The sequence below is a fragment of the Mannheimia kashgarensis genome (genome assembly GCF_041807705.1).
Lineage (GTDB): Bacteria > Pseudomonadota > Gammaproteobacteria > Enterobacterales > Pasteurellaceae > Mannheimia.
The window spans coordinates 27,195-43,112 of record NZ_JBGTYY010000007.1 but is presented as its reverse complement, the minus strand read 5'-3'; the positions used below and the strand labels follow the sequence as shown (position 1 = coordinate 43,112).

General features: G+C 38.8%; 15 protein-coding genes. 8 read left to right on the top strand and 7 right to left on the bottom strand.

All coding sequences use genetic code 11. The annotated features are described in order from the left end of the window. Positions 1 to 34: 34 nt before the first annotated feature. The gene (locus tag ACERCF_RS04910; protein ID WP_373610889.1) at positions 35 to 1,315 is read right to left on the bottom strand and encodes a citrate synthase; all 1,281 of its coding nucleotides are present in this window, start codon (positions 1,313 to 1,315) and stop codon (positions 35 to 37) included. A gap of 223 nt (positions 1,316 to 1,538) precedes the next feature. Here ACERCF_RS04910 and icd point away from each other — a divergent pair, with 223 nt between their 5' ends. The 3 genes from icd to ACERCF_RS04895 all read left to right on the top strand — a co-directional run bounded on the left by icd (position 1,539) and on the right by ACERCF_RS04895 (position 7,977). Further along, on the top strand, positions 1,539 to 2,786 hold the full coding sequence (gene icd, locus ACERCF_RS04905) for an NADP-dependent isocitrate dehydrogenase (protein ID WP_373610888.1): 1,248 nt from the start codon (positions 1,539 to 1,541) through the stop codon (positions 2,784 to 2,786). A 21-nt stretch (positions 2,787 to 2,807) separates the two neighbouring features. After that, positions 2,808 to 5,414 carry a bifunctional aconitate hydratase 2/2-methylisocitrate dehydratase gene (gene acnB, locus ACERCF_RS04900; RefSeq protein WP_373624825.1) on the top strand — a complete coding sequence of 869 codons (2,607 nt, stop codon included), beginning with the start codon at positions 2,808 to 2,810 and terminating at the stop codon, positions 5,412 to 5,414. Between the two features lie 214 nt (positions 5,415 to 5,628). Then, on the top strand, positions 5,629 to 7,977 hold the full coding sequence (locus ACERCF_RS04895) for a molybdopterin guanine dinucleotide-containing S/N-oxide reductase (protein WP_373624824.1): 2,349 nt from the start codon (positions 5,629 to 5,631) through the stop codon (positions 7,975 to 7,977). Positions 7,978 to 8,053: 76 nt separating this feature from the next. Here ACERCF_RS04895 and ACERCF_RS04890 read toward each other — a convergent pair whose 3' ends face one another. The 3 genes from ACERCF_RS04890 to ACERCF_RS04880 all read right to left on the bottom strand — a co-directional run bounded on the left by ACERCF_RS04890 (position 8,054) and on the right by ACERCF_RS04880 (position 9,938). Further along, positions 8,054 to 8,965, bottom strand: a complete 912-nt coding sequence (locus tag ACERCF_RS04890) for a DMT family transporter (RefSeq protein WP_373624823.1) — start codon at positions 8,963 to 8,965, stop codon at positions 8,054 to 8,056. Between the two features lie 92 nt (positions 8,966 to 9,057). Continuing rightward, entirely contained in the window at positions 9,058 to 9,264 is a 207-nt protein-coding gene (gene cspD, locus ACERCF_RS04885) for a cold shock domain-containing protein CspD (RefSeq protein ID WP_373611923.1), read from the bottom strand. A gap of 101 nt (positions 9,265 to 9,365) precedes the next feature. After that, on the bottom strand, positions 9,366 to 9,938 hold the full coding sequence (locus ACERCF_RS04880) for a YceB family lipoprotein (protein ID WP_373624822.1): 573 nt from the start codon (positions 9,936 to 9,938) through the stop codon (positions 9,366 to 9,368). 93 nt (positions 9,939 to 10,031) lie between these two features. Here ACERCF_RS04880 and ACERCF_RS04875 point away from each other — a divergent pair, with 93 nt between their 5' ends. From ACERCF_RS04875 to ACERCF_RS04855, 5 genes are read left to right on the top strand one after another with little or no spacing between them, the layout of a single operon-like run. Then, on the top strand, positions 10,032 to 10,172 hold the full coding sequence (locus tag ACERCF_RS04875) for a hypothetical protein (RefSeq protein WP_373611926.1): 141 nt from the start codon (positions 10,032 to 10,034) through the stop codon (positions 10,170 to 10,172). Between the two features lie 59 nt (positions 10,173 to 10,231). Beyond that, positions 10,232 to 11,386 carry a tRNA guanosine(34) transglycosylase Tgt gene (tgt, locus tag ACERCF_RS04870; RefSeq protein ID WP_373624821.1) on the top strand — a complete coding sequence of 385 codons (1,155 nt, stop codon included), beginning with the start codon at positions 10,232 to 10,234 and terminating at the stop codon, positions 11,384 to 11,386. A gap of 12 nt (positions 11,387 to 11,398) precedes the next feature. Next, on the top strand, positions 11,399 to 11,911 hold the full coding sequence (locus ACERCF_RS04865) for a hemerythrin domain-containing protein (protein ID WP_373624819.1): 513 nt from the start codon (positions 11,399 to 11,401) through the stop codon (positions 11,909 to 11,911). 51 nt (positions 11,912 to 11,962) lie between these two features. Beyond that, complete coding sequence (locus ACERCF_RS04860; protein WP_373624818.1) at positions 11,963 to 12,172, top strand: sulfurtransferase TusA family protein; 210 nt, start codon at positions 11,963 to 11,965, stop codon at positions 12,170 to 12,172. 9 nt (positions 12,173 to 12,181) lie between these two features. After that, positions 12,182 to 14,161 carry a WG repeat-containing protein gene (locus tag ACERCF_RS04855; protein WP_373624817.1) on the top strand — a complete coding sequence of 660 codons (1,980 nt, stop codon included), beginning with the start codon at positions 12,182 to 12,184 and terminating at the stop codon, positions 14,159 to 14,161. Between the two features lie 262 nt (positions 14,162 to 14,423). On the opposite strand, the gene ACERCF_RS04850 is transcribed toward ACERCF_RS04855, so the two are convergent. From ACERCF_RS04850 to ACERCF_RS04840, 3 genes are all read right to left on the bottom strand, one after another. Beyond that, on the bottom strand, positions 14,424 to 15,143 hold the full coding sequence (locus ACERCF_RS04850; RefSeq protein ID WP_373624816.1) for an alpha/beta hydrolase: 720 nt from the start codon (positions 15,141 to 15,143) through the stop codon (positions 14,424 to 14,426). Positions 15,144 to 15,248: 105 nt separating this feature from the next. Next, on the bottom strand, positions 15,249 to 15,479 hold the full coding sequence (locus ACERCF_RS04845; protein ID WP_373624814.1) for an enterochelin esterase domain-containing protein: 231 nt from the start codon (positions 15,477 to 15,479) through the stop codon (positions 15,249 to 15,251). Positions 15,480 to 15,717: 238 nt separating this feature from the next. Continuing rightward, positions 15,718 to 15,900 carry a hypothetical protein gene (locus ACERCF_RS04840; protein WP_373624813.1) on the bottom strand — a complete coding sequence of 61 codons (183 nt, stop codon included), beginning with the start codon at positions 15,898 to 15,900 and terminating at the stop codon, positions 15,718 to 15,720. Positions 15,901 to 15,918: the final 18 nt, after the last annotated feature.

The window sequence follows — 15,918 nt, the reverse complement described above, 5'->3', positions numbered from 1 at the left end:
AACAAGCGGTTTAATTTTTTCGATTTTTTGCAAGTTATGCTTTATCCATCGGTTCAAAATCACGTTTGGTTTCGCCTGTGTAGATTTGGCGAGGGCGGACGATTTTGATATTGCCTTGTAGATACATTTCTTTCCAGTGTGCAATCCAACCAACGGTTCTTGCTAAAGCGAACATCACGGTAAACATTGAGGTCGGAATACCGATTGCTTTTAATACGATGCCTGAGTAGAAGTCCACGTTTGGATATAGTTTATGCTCAATGAAGTAAGGATCGCTTAATGCAATTTTTTCTAGCTCTAACGCAACTTCAAATAATGGATTATCGATGTTGAGCTCTTTTAATACTTCGTGGCAGGTTTCACGCATTACTTTGGCTCGTGGGTCGTAGTTTTTATATACACGGTGCCCGAAGCCCATTAAGCGGAATGGGTCGTTTTTATCTTTAGCACGGGCGATAAACTCTGGAATTCGATCAACTGTGCCGATTTCTTCTAACATATTGATACAGGCTTCATTTGCCCCACCGTGTGCCGGTCCCCAAAGCGAGGCAATACCTGCTGCGATACACGCAAATGGGTTTGCACCAGAAGATGCAGCGGTACGCACCGTTGAGGTAGAGGCATTTTGCTCGTGATCTGCGTGTAAGATGAAAATTCGGTCTAATGCACGTTCTAGTACAGGATTTACTTCGTAAGGTTCACAAGGGGTTGCAAACATCATATATAAGAAGTTGCCTGCATAAGATAAGTGGTTTTGTGGGAACATAAACGGCTGACCGATGGAATATTTATAACACATCGCAGCAAGGGTTGGGATTTTAGCTAACAAACGAATTGCGGTAAGTTCACGGTGGGCTTGGTTATTTACATCGATAGCATCGTGGTAGAAAGCGGCTAACGCACCACTTACCCCACACATTACCGCCATTGGGTGTGAATCTCGACGGAAACCGGAGAAGAATTTGGTTAGTTGTTCGTGTACTAAGGTGTGTTTTTTGATGAGTTGAACGAAGTCTTTGTATTCTTCTTTGGTAGGGCGTTCGCCGAATAAGAGCATATAGCTTACTTCTAAATAATCAGAGTCTTTTGCTAATTGATCGATTGGGTAGCCTCGATAGAGTAAAACACCTTCATCGCCATCTACATAGGTAATGTTAGATTCGCAAACGGCAGTTGAAACTAAGCCCGGATCGTAAGCAAATAGTTTATGCTTTAAAAAAGGTTGGATATCAACGTTTTGATACCCTAGTGACCCCTTTTTCATCTCGAGTTCAATTTTTTCGCCTGTTTCTAGCGTTAATGTTGCTGCTGACATATATACTCCTTTTTTATTTTAGGTTTGTAAATAAACTAGATGATTTTTAACAGAATAACAATATTTTTTTATAATTCATTTACAAAATGTGCGGTGGATCACAAATCTTAATGTAGAGAAGTTTCTCTTTATTTACATTTGCATATTTACTGTTTATAGTTGATTTGTTATTAAATCGTAAAAATTCATTTTTTGTCGTTATTTTCGATTTAAGGGGGAGAAAATGCAAACACAAGTCCAAATTCCACAAGGCGAAACCATTCAACTGAACCAAGACGGTTCACTCCAAGTTCCTGATCATCCTATTATTCCATTTATTGAAGGCGATGGCATCGGTGTTGATGTAACACCTGCGATGAAAGCGGTATTAGACGCTGCTGTTGAAAAAGCCTATCAAGGCAAGCGTAAAATTGCGTGGATGGAAATTTATGCAGGCGAAAAAGCAAACAAACTCTATGGCGAAAATACTTGGCTGCCTGATGAAACCTTAGAGCTTATTCGCCAATATCATGTTGCGATTAAAGGCCCATTAATGACACCAGTAGGTGGCGGTATTCGTTCTTTAAATGTGGCAATGCGTCAAGGTTTGGATTTATATAACTGCTTACGCCCAATTCGCTATTATGATGGCACACCAAGTCCTGTAAAACACCCTGAATTAATTGATATGGTGATTTTCCGTGAAAATTCGGAAGATATTTATGCAGGGGTAGAGTGGGTAGCTGGTTCGCCTGAAGCTAATAAAGTGATTGAATTCTTACAAAAAGAGATGGGTGTGAAGAAAATCCGCTTTACGGAAGATTGTGGTATCGGTATTAAACCTGTTTCTAAACAAGGTACACAACGCTTGGTGCGTGCAGCATTACAATATGTGATTGATAATAACCGCAAATCACTTACTCTTGTACATAAAGGTAACATTATGAAGTTTACCGAAGGGGCATTTAAAGAGTGGGGCTATCAAGTTGCAGAAGAATTTGGGGCAAAACTTATTGATAAAGGCCCTTGGATGAGCTTAACCAATCCAAAAACAGGCGAAGAAATCATTATTAAAGACAGCATTGCCGATGCGTTTTTACAAGAAATTTTATTACACCCAGCAGAGTATGATGTTATTGCAACCCTTAACTTAAATGGCGACTATATTTCTGATGCTTTAGCGGCTCAAGTGGGGGGAATTGGAATTTCTCCAGGGGCGAATATCGGTTATGAAGCGGCTATTTTTGAAGCTACTCACGGCACAGCACCAAAAATTGCAGGGCAGAATAAAGGTAATCCCGGTTCATTAATTTTAAGTGGTGAAATGATGTTACGCCATTTGGGTTGGGTTGAAGCGGCTGATTTAGTGGTAAAAGCAGTATCCAAAACCATTGCGGATAAAACAGTAACCTTTGATTTTGCTGAAATGTTAGAAGGTGCAACCTTACGTTCAACATCAGAGTTTGCACAAGACATCATTGCAAATATGTAACTCAAGGAGAAGGAGTAAGTTATGGCACATTTTATAGAAAATTATCAACAACACGTTGGTGAGCGTGCAAAATTAGGGGTTGTTCCACAACCATTGAATGCAGAACAAACCGCACAGCTCGTTGAGTTACTGAAAAATCCACCAGCCGAACAAGCGGTCTTTTTATTAGAACTTTTTGAAAATCGTATTCCTGCGGGGGTTGATGAAGCCGCTTATGTGAAAGCGGCATTCCTTGCCGATATTGTAAAAGGGGCAACGTCATCGCCGCTTATTTCGCCTGCTAATGCCGTAAAATTATTAGGCACAATGCAGGGTGGTTACAATATTGAAACCTTGTTACTCGCCTTAGATAAGCCAGAACTTGCTCCTATTGCCGTTGAAGCTTTATCTAAAACCTTATTGATGTTTGATAATTTCCACGATGTGAAAGAGCGTGCAGAACAAGGCAATGAATTTGCACAACAAGTATTAGAATCTTGGGCAAATGCGGATTGGTTTACCTCTCGCCCGAAACTGGCGGAAAAACTGACGGTTACGGTATTTAAAGTAACAGGCGAAACCAATACTGATGACCTTTCTCCAGCTCAAGATGCTTGGTCTCGTCCTGATATTCCTCTCCACGCTCAAGCAATGTTGAAAAATGAACGTGATGGTATTTTCCCTGATGAAAACGGACAGGTTGGCCCAATTAAACAGCTAGAAGCGTTGAAAGAAAAAGGCTTCCCACTAGCTTATGTGGGCGATGTGGTAGGCACGGGCTCTTCTCGTAAATCTGCAACAAACTCGGTACTTTGGTTTATGGGAGACGATATTCCATACATTCCAAATAAACGTGCTGGCGGTGTGGTATTAGGCGGTAAAATTGCCCCAATTTTCTTTAATACTCTTGAAGATGCAGGTTCTTTGCCAATTGAGGTTGATGTTACCCAACTCAATATGGGAGATATAATCGACATCTATCCATATCAAGGCAAAATTTGTAAGCATAACTCTGATGAAGTGCTAGCGGAATTTGAGCTGAAAACGGAAGTATTGCTCGATGAAGTACGAGCTGGCGGACGTATTCCGCTAATTATTGGTCGTGGTTTAACCCACAAAGCCAGAGTAGCTCTCGGTTTGCCTGAAAGTGATGTTTTCATTAAACCTCAAGCGGTTTCTGATAGTGATAAAGGCTATACATTAGCACAAAAAATGGTAGGGCGAGCTTGTGGCGTGGAGGGGGTTCGTCCGGGTCAATACTGCGAACCAAGAATGACCTCTGTTGGCTCACAAGATACCACAGGCCCAATGACGAGAGATGAGTTAAAAGATTTAGCCTGTTTAGGCTTCTCTGCAGATTTGGTTATGCAATCATTCTGCCACACAGCAGCTTATCCAAAACCTGTTGATGTGGTAACGCACCATACTTTGCCTGATTTTATTATGAATCGTGGTGGTGTTTCACTTCGCCCTGGCGATGGCGTTATCCACTCTTGGTTAAACCGTATGTTATTGCCTGATACAGTAGGCACAGGCGGCGATTCGCATACTCGTTTCCCAATCGGTATTTCATTCCCTGCCGGTTCAGGCTTGGTTGCCTTTGCAGCCGCTACGGGCGTAATGCCGCTGGATATGCCGGAATCTGTTTTAGTGCGTTTTTCAGGCACAATGCAACCGGGCATTACCTTACGTGATTTAGTCCACGCTATTCCATATTATGCAATTCAGCAAGGCTTGCTGACTGTTGAGAAAAAAGGGAAGAAAAACATCTTCTCAGGGCGTATTCTTGAAATTGAGGGTTTAGAAGATCTGAAAATTGAACAGGCCTTTGAGCTTTCAGATGCTTCAGCAGAACGTTCAGCAGCGGCTTGTACCATCAAGCTAAATAAAGAGCCAATCATCGAGTATCTAAACTCTAACATTACGCTATTAAAATGGATGATTGCCGAAGGTTATGATGACAAACGCACCCTTGAACGCCGTATTGCTAATATGCAAGCGTGGTTGGATAACCCAGAGCTATTAGAAGCGGATGAAAATGCAGAATATGCGGCAATTATTGATATCAACCTAGATGAAATCAAAGAGCCGATTCTCTGTGCGCCTAATGATCCTGATGATGCTCGTCTGCTTTCAGAAGTGCAAGGTGATAAGATTGACGAAGTCTTTATCGGTTCTTGTATGACCAATATCGGGCACTTCCGTGCAGCAGGTAAATTGCTTGGTCAAGTGAAAGGGGAGTTACCGACTAAACTGTGGATTGCACCGCCAACGAAAATGGACGCCGCTTTATTGACCGAGGAAGGTTATTACAGTATCTATGGTAAAAGTGGGGCAAGGGTTGAAATGCCAGGCTGCTCGCTCTGTATGGGTAACCAAGCCCGCGTTGCGAATAATGCAAATGTGGTTTCAACCTCAACCCGAAACTTCCCGAACCGTTTAGGGCAGGGGGCAAATGTGTACTTGGCCTCAGCGGAATTAGCCGCCGTTTCTGCCTTGTTAGGTAAGTTACCAACACCAGAAGAGTACTTAAACTATGTAAACGGATTACAGCAAGAGAAAGATGACATCTACCGCTATATGAACTTTGACCAAATCAATAGTTATGTGAAAAAAGCGGATAATGTGATTGTGCAAGTTGCCGTTTAATAGATGAACAAGCCCACCTTCTTAGGTGGGTTTCTTATTTGCAAATTTTCCATAAAAATTATTCACAATCCTTGTCAGGATTGTTCACAGCTTCGCAGCCGTTGTAAAGCCAAAGTTCAAAAAGCAATGCTTTTTGTGGTCGCTTGTAGTTGCAACTTCACTCTTAATCTAGTAAATTCCATTCAATTTTGTATATTTAAAAGGCTCGTATTAAATGAACACAGCATTAGAACAAGGCAAATTTATTTTTCTCGACAAACCAGAAAATACTATTACCACCGCTGCCCACTGGGGAGCATTAAATGTTACGGTTGAAAACGGTAGAGTAGTAAAATCAGAAGGTAGTTTAGTGAAAAACCATCAAAACGAATTACAAAATGTAGTCGCTGATCAGCTTTATAGCCCTGTGCGAGTGAAGTATCCGATGGTCAGAAAAGGCTACTTAGAAGGCAACAAAGACACCACATTGCGTGGGCGTGATGAATGGGTACGTATTTCTTGGAATAAAGCCTTTGAGCTGGTTTCAAATGAAATTCAACGTGTACGCCAGCAATATGGCAGCGAGTCGATTTTCGGTGGTTCTTACGGCTGGTATAGTTGCGGCTCGTTACACGCCTCTCGTACGCTATTGCAACGTTATTTAAACGTAACAGGCGGTTTTATTAACAGCAAAGGGGATTATTCCACAGGTGCGGTGCAAGTGATTATGCCTTATGTGTTAGGCAATATCGAAGTTTACGCCCAACAAACCAGCTGGCATACCATTGTAGAAAATACCGAATTATTAGTGATTTGGTCATCTAATCCGCTGAATACACTTCGCATTGCGTGGACATCAGCAGAGCCTGAAGGGATTGATTATCTGGCAAAAATCAAAGCCAGCAGCAAACGGATTATTTGTATCGACCCTGTAAAAAGCGAAACCTGCCAATTTTTAGAGGCAGAGTGGTTACCAATTAATACAGGCACTGACGTTGCGTTAATACTTGGTATTGCTCACACATTAATTAGCGAAAACAAGCAAGATAACGACTTTTTAGCGAAATATACCGTTGGTTTCGAGCAATTTTCCGATTATGTGTTAGGTAAAACCGATAATCAACCCAAAACGGCAGAATGGGCGAGTCAAATTTGTGGCATTCCAGCCAATACTATTCAGGAACTCGCTCACGCATTTGTGGCAAACCGTACAATGTTAATGTCGGGCTGGGGATTACAACGCTTACAACACGGCGAACAAAGTCATTGGGCATTAGTTACCCTAGCAGCAATGCTCGGGCAAATTGGCTTGCCGGGTGGTGGTTTTGGCTTAAATTATCGTTATTCAACTGATGGATTGAACGCCAATTCAGGCATTCGTTTAGGGGCAATAAATGCAGGCAAGCCAAACCCAAATATGCCGTTTTTCCCTGTGGCACGCATTGCTGATGCTTTGCTTAAGCCAAATCAGCCTTACGATTATAACGGGCAAACTTTAGTTTATCCTGATGTTAAATTGGTTTATTGGGCGGGTGGTAATCCGTTTGCTCATCACCCTGATACCAACTATTTGGTCAAAGCGTGGCAGCAGCCTGAAACGGTAATCGTGAACGAGTGCTATTGGACGCCAACCGCTCGAATGGCAGATATTGTGCTACCAGCTACCACAAGCTATGAGCGTAATGATTTGACCGTCGCAGGGGATTATGTGGTTAAGCATATTATTCCAATGAAACAAGTGGTTGAACCGCAATTTGAAGCGAAAAACGACTACGATATTTTTGCTGAACTAGCTAAACGAGCAGGCAAAGAGCTAGAATTTACCGAAGGTAAAAGCGAAATGGATTGGCTGAGAGAGTTCTACCAAATTGCCAACGATGCTGCGGAAAAAATCAATATGCCATTCCCAACCTTTGAGGCATTTTGGGCGGAAAACAAAGTATTAAGTTTTGAGGCAGAAAATCAAAACAATACTTTCGTTCGCTATCAAGATTATCGTGATGATCCAATTAAACATAAGCTTGCAACACCATCAGGCAAAATTGAGATTTTCTCTGAAACGGTGGCGAAGATGAACTATGATGACTGCAAAGGGCACCCAACGTGGTTTGAACATCACGAATATTCAGGCAAAACAAACGAAGCTGAACCCCTTGCGTTAATTACCCCACATATTAAATACCGTTTGCACAGCCAATTAGCCTATTCTTCACTCCGCCAATACTACGAAGTGAACGGCAGAGAACCTGTGCTGATTAATACAAAAGATGCTACTGAACGAGGCATTACAAGCGGTGATATTGTGCGAATTTTTAACAAACGAGGGCAAGTGTTAGCAGGAGCAGTCGTTACCGATGGTATTATTCAAGGCACAGTTGCCTTATACGAAGGCGGCTGGTATGATCCACAAGATTTAGGCAAAACCAAATCGCCATTATGTAAAAACGGCAACCCGAATGTACTCACTCGTAACGAAGGATCTTCCAAACTCGGGCAGGGTAATGCACCAAATACCACAACGGTGCAAGTGGAAAAGTTTATGGAGGAAGCACCTAAAGTAGTGATCTTTAACTCTCCTATCTAATAACCATGCTGTATGTGGCATTGAAAAACATATTAGATTTTACTAAATTCCCGGAGGAAATTACTTCACAAGCGGCCTATTTTCTCCGAAATTCTACCAATTTCAATGCTACACTTGAGCCAAAAATAACAATACTGGCAAAGCCTATTTGGATTGGTGAAATTCGCTCTCCTAACACTAGATAAGCCATAACCGCAGTTGAAACAGGTATCAGAAGCTCTAATACTTGATATGTTACTAATCCTTGTGTTTGAATAATATGGAAAGTGAGTACCATACCAACCACAATCGCATAAATGCCAATTGCCATTACCGTAAACAGAAGCCAATTCGGTGTTGCAAAAATTTCATTAAATTTACCCGCTTGTTGGCTCAATAAAAGGCTGGAGATCGAGGTCACTAAAGAGGTGATACAGCTTAGGGTAAATACATTAAGTTCTCGGCTGAATTTCACTACCAAGTTTTGAATATTCCGGATAATAATTGATAGAAACAAGAAAAAAGAGCCAAGAATAAACCCTTCCCCAACAGAAATGGTTTTGCCATACCAAACAAAGCCTAATGACCCTAAAATGGTTAAGACTGAGCCAAACCAAAAAGATTTATTTTTAATTCGTTCCCTTTCATCTTTAAAGAAAATTGCAGCAATAATCACGCCAAAAGGCATAGCTAATACACCGAAAATCGAAGCGGTAACTGCACTGGTAATTTTGACACCTTTTAACCAAAAATACATATTGGCAGACATCATTAACCCGACAAATAATGTAATGGCAATGAGTTTAGGGCTTTTGGCTAATTGAATGAGTGATGCGCGAAATTTCCATAAAATAATAGCTAAAAGGGCTAGTCCGCCTGTTAAAAATCGTATGCCATTATTATTAAGCGGATCTAGATGTAGGCTTAAAAATCGGAGAAAAACGATGTTTAGCCCAATACCCAAAACATAGAGTAAATTGATTAAAATTAATTGACGGGAGAGAGGCATAATTAAAAAGATAGAAAAAGCTCGGTGTGAAACCGAGCATAATTAAGCAATGTTGCTAGCATAGCAAGAAATAGACATAAAGATAAGTATTTCTACTCGATAGGCGTAATTTTGGTGGCAGACGCACCTCTTTCGCCTTGGATTAATTCAAACTCAACTTTTTGCCCTACTTTTAAGGAGCGATAACCTTCAGTTTGGATTTCAGAAAAGTGAGCAAAAATATCTCCCTCACAGACTTCCGATGTAATAAAACCAAATCCTTTTACATTGTTAAACCATTTAACAATACCGATTTCCATATAGAACTCCTAATAGCTGATTAATAACCACTAAATTGTAAATAGAATGCTTAAAAGCTCAACTACTAAAGTGTAGAAATTAGACAGAGATCACAAAATTTTTAGAAAATTGAGATTTCTAATTTGATACTTCCATTTTCCACGATAATGGCTTTACCAAATTTTTTCACCATTGCTTCTTTCATTTTACTTTCGTCTAACCGATAAACCGGAGTACCATTAAGAAAGCTCGTTAATCCGTCAGCAAGTACAGGCAAAAACATTTGGAGTTCAGACTGATATTTTGTAGGGGTTGCAGACCAGCTGAGTAAGCGGACATCTTTTAAAAATAATGCCCCTTTTTCAGGATCGTAATAGGGCGTTGTGTCCATATTTAACTGGATAGAGGCATTGTATTTCTTGCCTCGTGCTTTTAAGATCCCATCTACCACCCCTGAAACTGCAACTTTTTTCTCTTCTGTTCTGCCAATTTGGCTGGTGAGTGAATGAAGATTGTAATCAAGTTCAAATAATTGAGGGATACCGGCTTTATCTTGCAATGGTACTTTTTCGCTTAATTTAGTGGATAAGTATTCGTTAATTTCAGCTTCGCTAATGCTCAACAAATTGGCATTTGCTGAAAGCATCGTTGCTGAAGTCATCAATAAGGCGGTAAATTTGGGTAAAATTTTCATAATTTACTCTTTTAAATTAGGTTTAATGGGTTAAACAGGGTAAAATGTGCTTGGACTATAATAGTCCGTCTTGTTATTTTAGGACAGCAAAAAATGAAAAAATTCTTATTATGCGTGAGCATTTTAACGATTTTTGCCTGCTCATCAACGGGTGTAGGTGGTAATGTAGGAGTCGGAGGCGGCTCAAATGGTGTTGGGATCGGCTTAGGTATTGGAACAGGCTTTAGATTCTAATTGGTAAATTTTTGGCGGTTTTTGACCGCTTTCACGAACTGTTTATTTGTGGATAGAAAATGAAGTACGAATTAAAAAAAACAAGCGGTAATGCACGCCGTGGGCGCTTAACATTCAATCGCCCGAAAGGGGCGTTTCACGTTGAAACCCCTGCATTTATGCCTGTAGGCACATACGGTACAGTAAAGGGTATGACACCCGAAGAAGTAGCTGCAACAGGGGCTCAAATTCTTTTAGGAAATACCTTCCACCTTTGGTTACGCCCGGGGCAAGAGGTGATGAAAATGCACGGCGATCTGCACGATTTTATGCAGTGGCACGGCCCGATTTTAACCGATTCAGGTGGTTTCCAAGTCTTTAGTTTAGGCAAATTGCGTAAAATTAAAGAAGAAGGCGTAACGTTCCAAAACCCAATTAGCGGTGAGAAAATTTTCCTTTCGCCTGAAAAGTCAATGGAGATCCAATACGATCTTGGCTCAGACATCGTAATGATTTTTGATGAATGTACGCCTTATCCTGCAACTTTTGATTATGCGAAAAAATCAATGGAAATGTCGCTACGCTGGGCAAAACGTAGCCGTGATCGCTTTGATGAATTAGAAAACCCAAATGCACTCTTTGGTATTATTCAAGGCGGTGTGTATGAAGAGTTGCGTAAGGTTTCGGTTGAAAAATTAGTTGAAATCGGCTTTGATGGTTATGCTGTAGGTGGCTTAGCCGTTGGCGAGCCGAAAGAAGATATGCACCGTATTTTAGAATACGTTTGCCCACAAATTCCTGCTGATAAGCCTCGTTATTTAATGGGCGTAGGCAAACCTGAAGATTTAGTGGAAGGTGTTCGCCGTGGTATTGATATGTTTGACTGCGTAATGCCAACCCGTAATGCTCGTAACGGTCATTTATTTGTTACTAATGGCATTGTGAAAATCCGTAATGCAAAATATCGTGAAGATACTACACCGCTTGATCCTGAATGTGATTGTTATACTTGTAAAAATTATACAAAAGCCTATTTATACCATTTAGATAAATGTGGCGAAATTTTAGGAGCAAGGTTAAATACCATTCACAATTTACGTTATTACCAACGTTTAATGGCAGAAATTCGCCAAGCCATTGAAGATGATCGCTTTGATGATTTTGTGATTGAATTTTATGCCCGAATTGGTAAAGAAGTGCCGCCTTTACAATCTGAAGTGAATAATCAGAAATAATAAGGAGTTTATATGCAACAACTTGAACCGCAAGAATTTGCAAGCTGGGCTGAACCTATTGATATGTTGTATGCTTGTCACGGAAAAGTGAAAAGTTTCTGTAAACAGTTACAAATTCTGCCTGATTACCTTGAAAAAAACGGCTTAAATCAGGCGGTAAAAAATGATGTTCAGCAGATCTTAAATTACTTCAACATATCAGCTCCACTTCATCACGAAGATGAAGAAGACGATTTCTTTCCAGAGTTGATTAAAGTGCAGCCTCAAGCTCAAGCAGATGTTGATGAATTAGAACGTCAGCACGTTCATTTGCATAAAAACTGGGACGATTTATCTGCTCAGCTTGAAGATTTACTTGCAGGCAAACGTGAAAATGTTGATAGAGAGTTAATCGAGCGTTTTGTGGCAGGTTATGATGTGCATATTGCCATTGAAGAACCACTTTTCGAGCTAGGGCGTGAGCATTTAACGGAAGAAAAACTTTCAGCAATGGGTAAAATTATGGCGGATCGCCGTAAATTATAATTTCAATGAATAAGGCGAACTTTTAAGTTCGCCTTTTGTTGTATCGAAACGATGAAATATTCTTTAGATTTAACAGGCTATAGCTGTCCGTTACCTTTATTTATGGCTAAAAAAGCGATGAATGATCTTAAAAAAGGCGATAGTTTAGACGTTCTACTTAATAAGCAGAGCAGCCTTGCCGATTTTGAATTGCTTGCCAAAGAGCAAGGCTGGCTTTGTGAGATACAAGCGGTCGAAAATCGAGTGATTTTTACAATTTAGGAAGTTCAAGTGAGTAATTTAAATTCATTTAAGAAAAAATATGATGACGTAATAGAGTGTGTGAGCTACTCGTTATTGATCGTTGCTAAAAATGGAAAATATGGTGTAGTTGATCGCTATTCGAAAAAAGAAGTTATTCCTTTAATGTATGATGAAATTAAAGAGAGATATTGTGGTGGTTATTCAGTCCGAAATGGTCAGCATTATGGCATTATTAATGATGAAAATGAATTATTAGTGCCAATAGAATATGATTTGATTGAAGATTCTGGTTGGGTAGGAATGATGCAAAACGGCAATAAATACGCATTCTATAAATTGGATAACCCACCTTTGCCTGCAACAACAAAAATCACCCCGTTGAAATATGATTCAGCAAGGCTTTTTAATAAAGGAAATATCACTATTTTTTCTGTTTCAGGTAAGTATGGTATTCTGAATAATGGATTAGAAGAAATTATTCCAGCCATTTATGATGATATTGCTGAAATTCACTATGCTGACTCTGAAAATAAATATCTTGCTGTTGCTTGTTTAAACAGGAAATATGGGGTTATTGATGAATTCAACAATAAAATGTTAGAGTTTAAATATAACAGTCTAGAATTTATAGGAGACACCTTATTAATAAAGGCAGTATTAAATCATAAGTCTGGTTTCTTTAGTTATGCCAGAAAATATGGAATTTTAATTTATGGAGAGGGTAATGTTAAAAATATAACAGAACTAAAATATGACAGTTTAATTGTTAATGAAGAAGATATTGTGGTTTCTGTTGATAAAAAATACGGGTTTCTTGATTTGAATGGTAGAGAAATTATCTCTCCAAAATTTGATGATGTAATTTTTCCTTTTATTAAAGAACGTGCTTATGTAGAGCTTGATGGTGATAGATTTTTTGTTGATAAGTCTGGCAGAAAAATAATAAATTATATTCCTAATGAACTTAGTAGGAAAATTAGGATTTTGTCAGATAATATAGAAAAGCTATATAACTATCTGATGAATGATGAAGTGGCTAGAAATCAGTCTGAGTATAGCCTCTATTATTGGCAAATGCCTTATGCTCTCACAACTTTAGATGATATTCCTGAAAATTATAGCTATCAGAAAGAATATGAGCAATATAACCAATTACGCTGTAAAATGCGTTTAGAACAAGTTGATAATTTACCTGAAATTTTAAAAAATGGATTACATTATCCTGTTTTGAGTATCGATTTTACTGGAGAAATCAATACAGAGTATTATAAGGGAGATGCGAATATTTTCTTTGCTATTCTTAATGAAGAAAATAGATTACACCTTACATACTATATCTCCTTATTTGGAGAGAAATATGTTGATTTATTTGATAAGAGCAAATCTTTTGATTTTGATAGCTTAACTGATGAAGAAATTTCTTTATTTAGTCAATTATTAGATTGCATTGAGAAAATTTGTAATGATTTAGAAATAGAAACCGAGCAAAATCAAGGTGTTTTCATTCATCAAGAATTTAATCGAGAAGAAGATATTGCTAGATTAATTCAATTATTAAATTTTGATGATCACTTAACGAAATCTGAAGTTAATAAATTTAAAAAAGCCTATATTGAATTAACGGATACTCCAGATAAATTCCGTAAAAAATTAGAGAGATGGTTAGATTACGAAAAAGATGAATTGCTAGATGTAGCACAAGATGACTTATATTATGAACTTATTACCTATTTTATTGATAATAATGTTGATGATTGGAAATTTGATATTGAAAGATTAAGTGATTTTATTTCAAATAAAATAGGCGTATCTTTTAGTATTACTGATGATGACTATCAGAAGGGCATTGAATATATTAATCAAAACTTAGAAGCCCAATCAGATTATTCTATTTTAAATATTGTGTCCGGTGGAGATGATGTTAATTTTATTGTTGTCAGAACTGAAGATAAATCAGATATTCTTGAGTTGTCTAAACGACTTAATATGCCGATTGTCGATTATTAAATGTAAATAAGGCTACATGAGATGTAGCCTTTATCTATTTATTCTCTTTCTCAAATCGTTTTTTTCGCACATATCACTTTATTGCTATTTAAGAGTCTTAAAAGCTCCCAAACATCACTCGGTTTTAAGCGTGCAAGCGAGTGTTTTTCGTAATAAATTTGCAATGCTACTTGTTCATCCTCTTTGTATTCTAAACATTTTGCTGTGGCGGAAAACTCTATGCCTTCAATCTCTTTTATTTTTTGAGTAATTTTACTATTCCTTAGTCGGGGTGTTGGCAAGCCCCTTTACCTAATAACGCTTTTAACCCATCGCTTATTAATCCTTGCCACGCTAAATAGCCGTGCGGGGTGGATTGTTCTATATAGGTCACAGGGTAGCCTTTTGCCAGTAACACATCTTTTAAATGGCGAGAGGTTTCCAATATATTCGATCTTCCGCTTTCATAAAATCCAGCACTGATAAAAAAGCAAACAGGTAATTTTTCTTTTATTGCAAATTCGTGTGCGATATAGTGACTATTTTCGCTCGGTGTATTCTTAGGATTCCACCAAAATGAGCCTGATAAAATCAGTGCTTTATTAAAGAGATAAGAATAATTTAGCACGGTATAAGCTGAGGATAATCCGCCGTAGCTAGAACCACTGATAATTCGCTCTTTTGCTTCCATGCCAATGGATTTTTCGGCAAAGGGGACGATTTCTTCCGCTAGTACTTGGGTAAAAATTGGGTTAGCAGGTAGCTCAACTCGTCTTGATTCACTAGACGCATTCTCAATAAAGATGGCGACAGTTGGGGGAATTACTTTTTGAGCGATCATATTATCTAAAATCGTTTTTGCCGGCACACGTTCGGTGTATTCTACACCATCAAACAGATAGAGAATCGGATAGCTATTTTTCGTACTAAAATTCGCAGGCAAATAGGCAAATAATCGGCGTTTATTCCCAAGTTTGGCACTATCGAAAACTAATTCTTGCATTGTGCCTTTGTCGATATTGGGTTCTTCAAGTAGGTAAGGTTGTGCTGGAGCTTTTGCTAATTTGACAAGCGAGTAGTAGTTAAACTTATCTGTATTTTGTAGATTTTATCCTATTTTCTCAAAATAGGGGGTTTTGTTCAACGGATCGGCTTGGGCTGTGGCAAGTAAGGCTCTGCGTTGGGTATATTCATCTACAGGTAATGTTGGAATATCAGGGGCAAGGCGATATTCAACCAACGTATCATTAGGTACGATATAGCTTTTATACCATAAATCAGTTTCACCCAAGCGTTCCATAAAGTCGTGATCGGTCGATACACCACCCCAAATACGCACATTTTGTTTTGCGCCACGCCATAAAAAAGTAACTCGGCTTTGCTATTCGTTCAAAGCTTCAATCAGCGGTGTGCCAGATTGTTTGACTTTATCCCAAAAATCGTTCATTAAAGCGGTCTTTTTTGCAGGATTCTTTGCAATTTGTACACTTAATTCAGCAAGTTGTTGATTTTCGATAGTTTTAGGCTTAGCAATTTGATCTGAAAGAGGAATATGCTCTTCAATGGCTAATTTAAAATCATTGTTTGATATGCTTTGCCATTGTTTGGAATAGAGAAAGTGGCCGTGCCATTGTGTTCAGATTTAAGCATAAATCCTGTTCACCAAAGACATTTTGAGCAAATAGGCGAGTAGAGTTGTCTGGGAAAATAATGGAAAGTGAAAGCGGTTGTTCAGCAAGTTGAGTCAGTGTGCCTTGCACGAAATCGCCTTTTTTAAT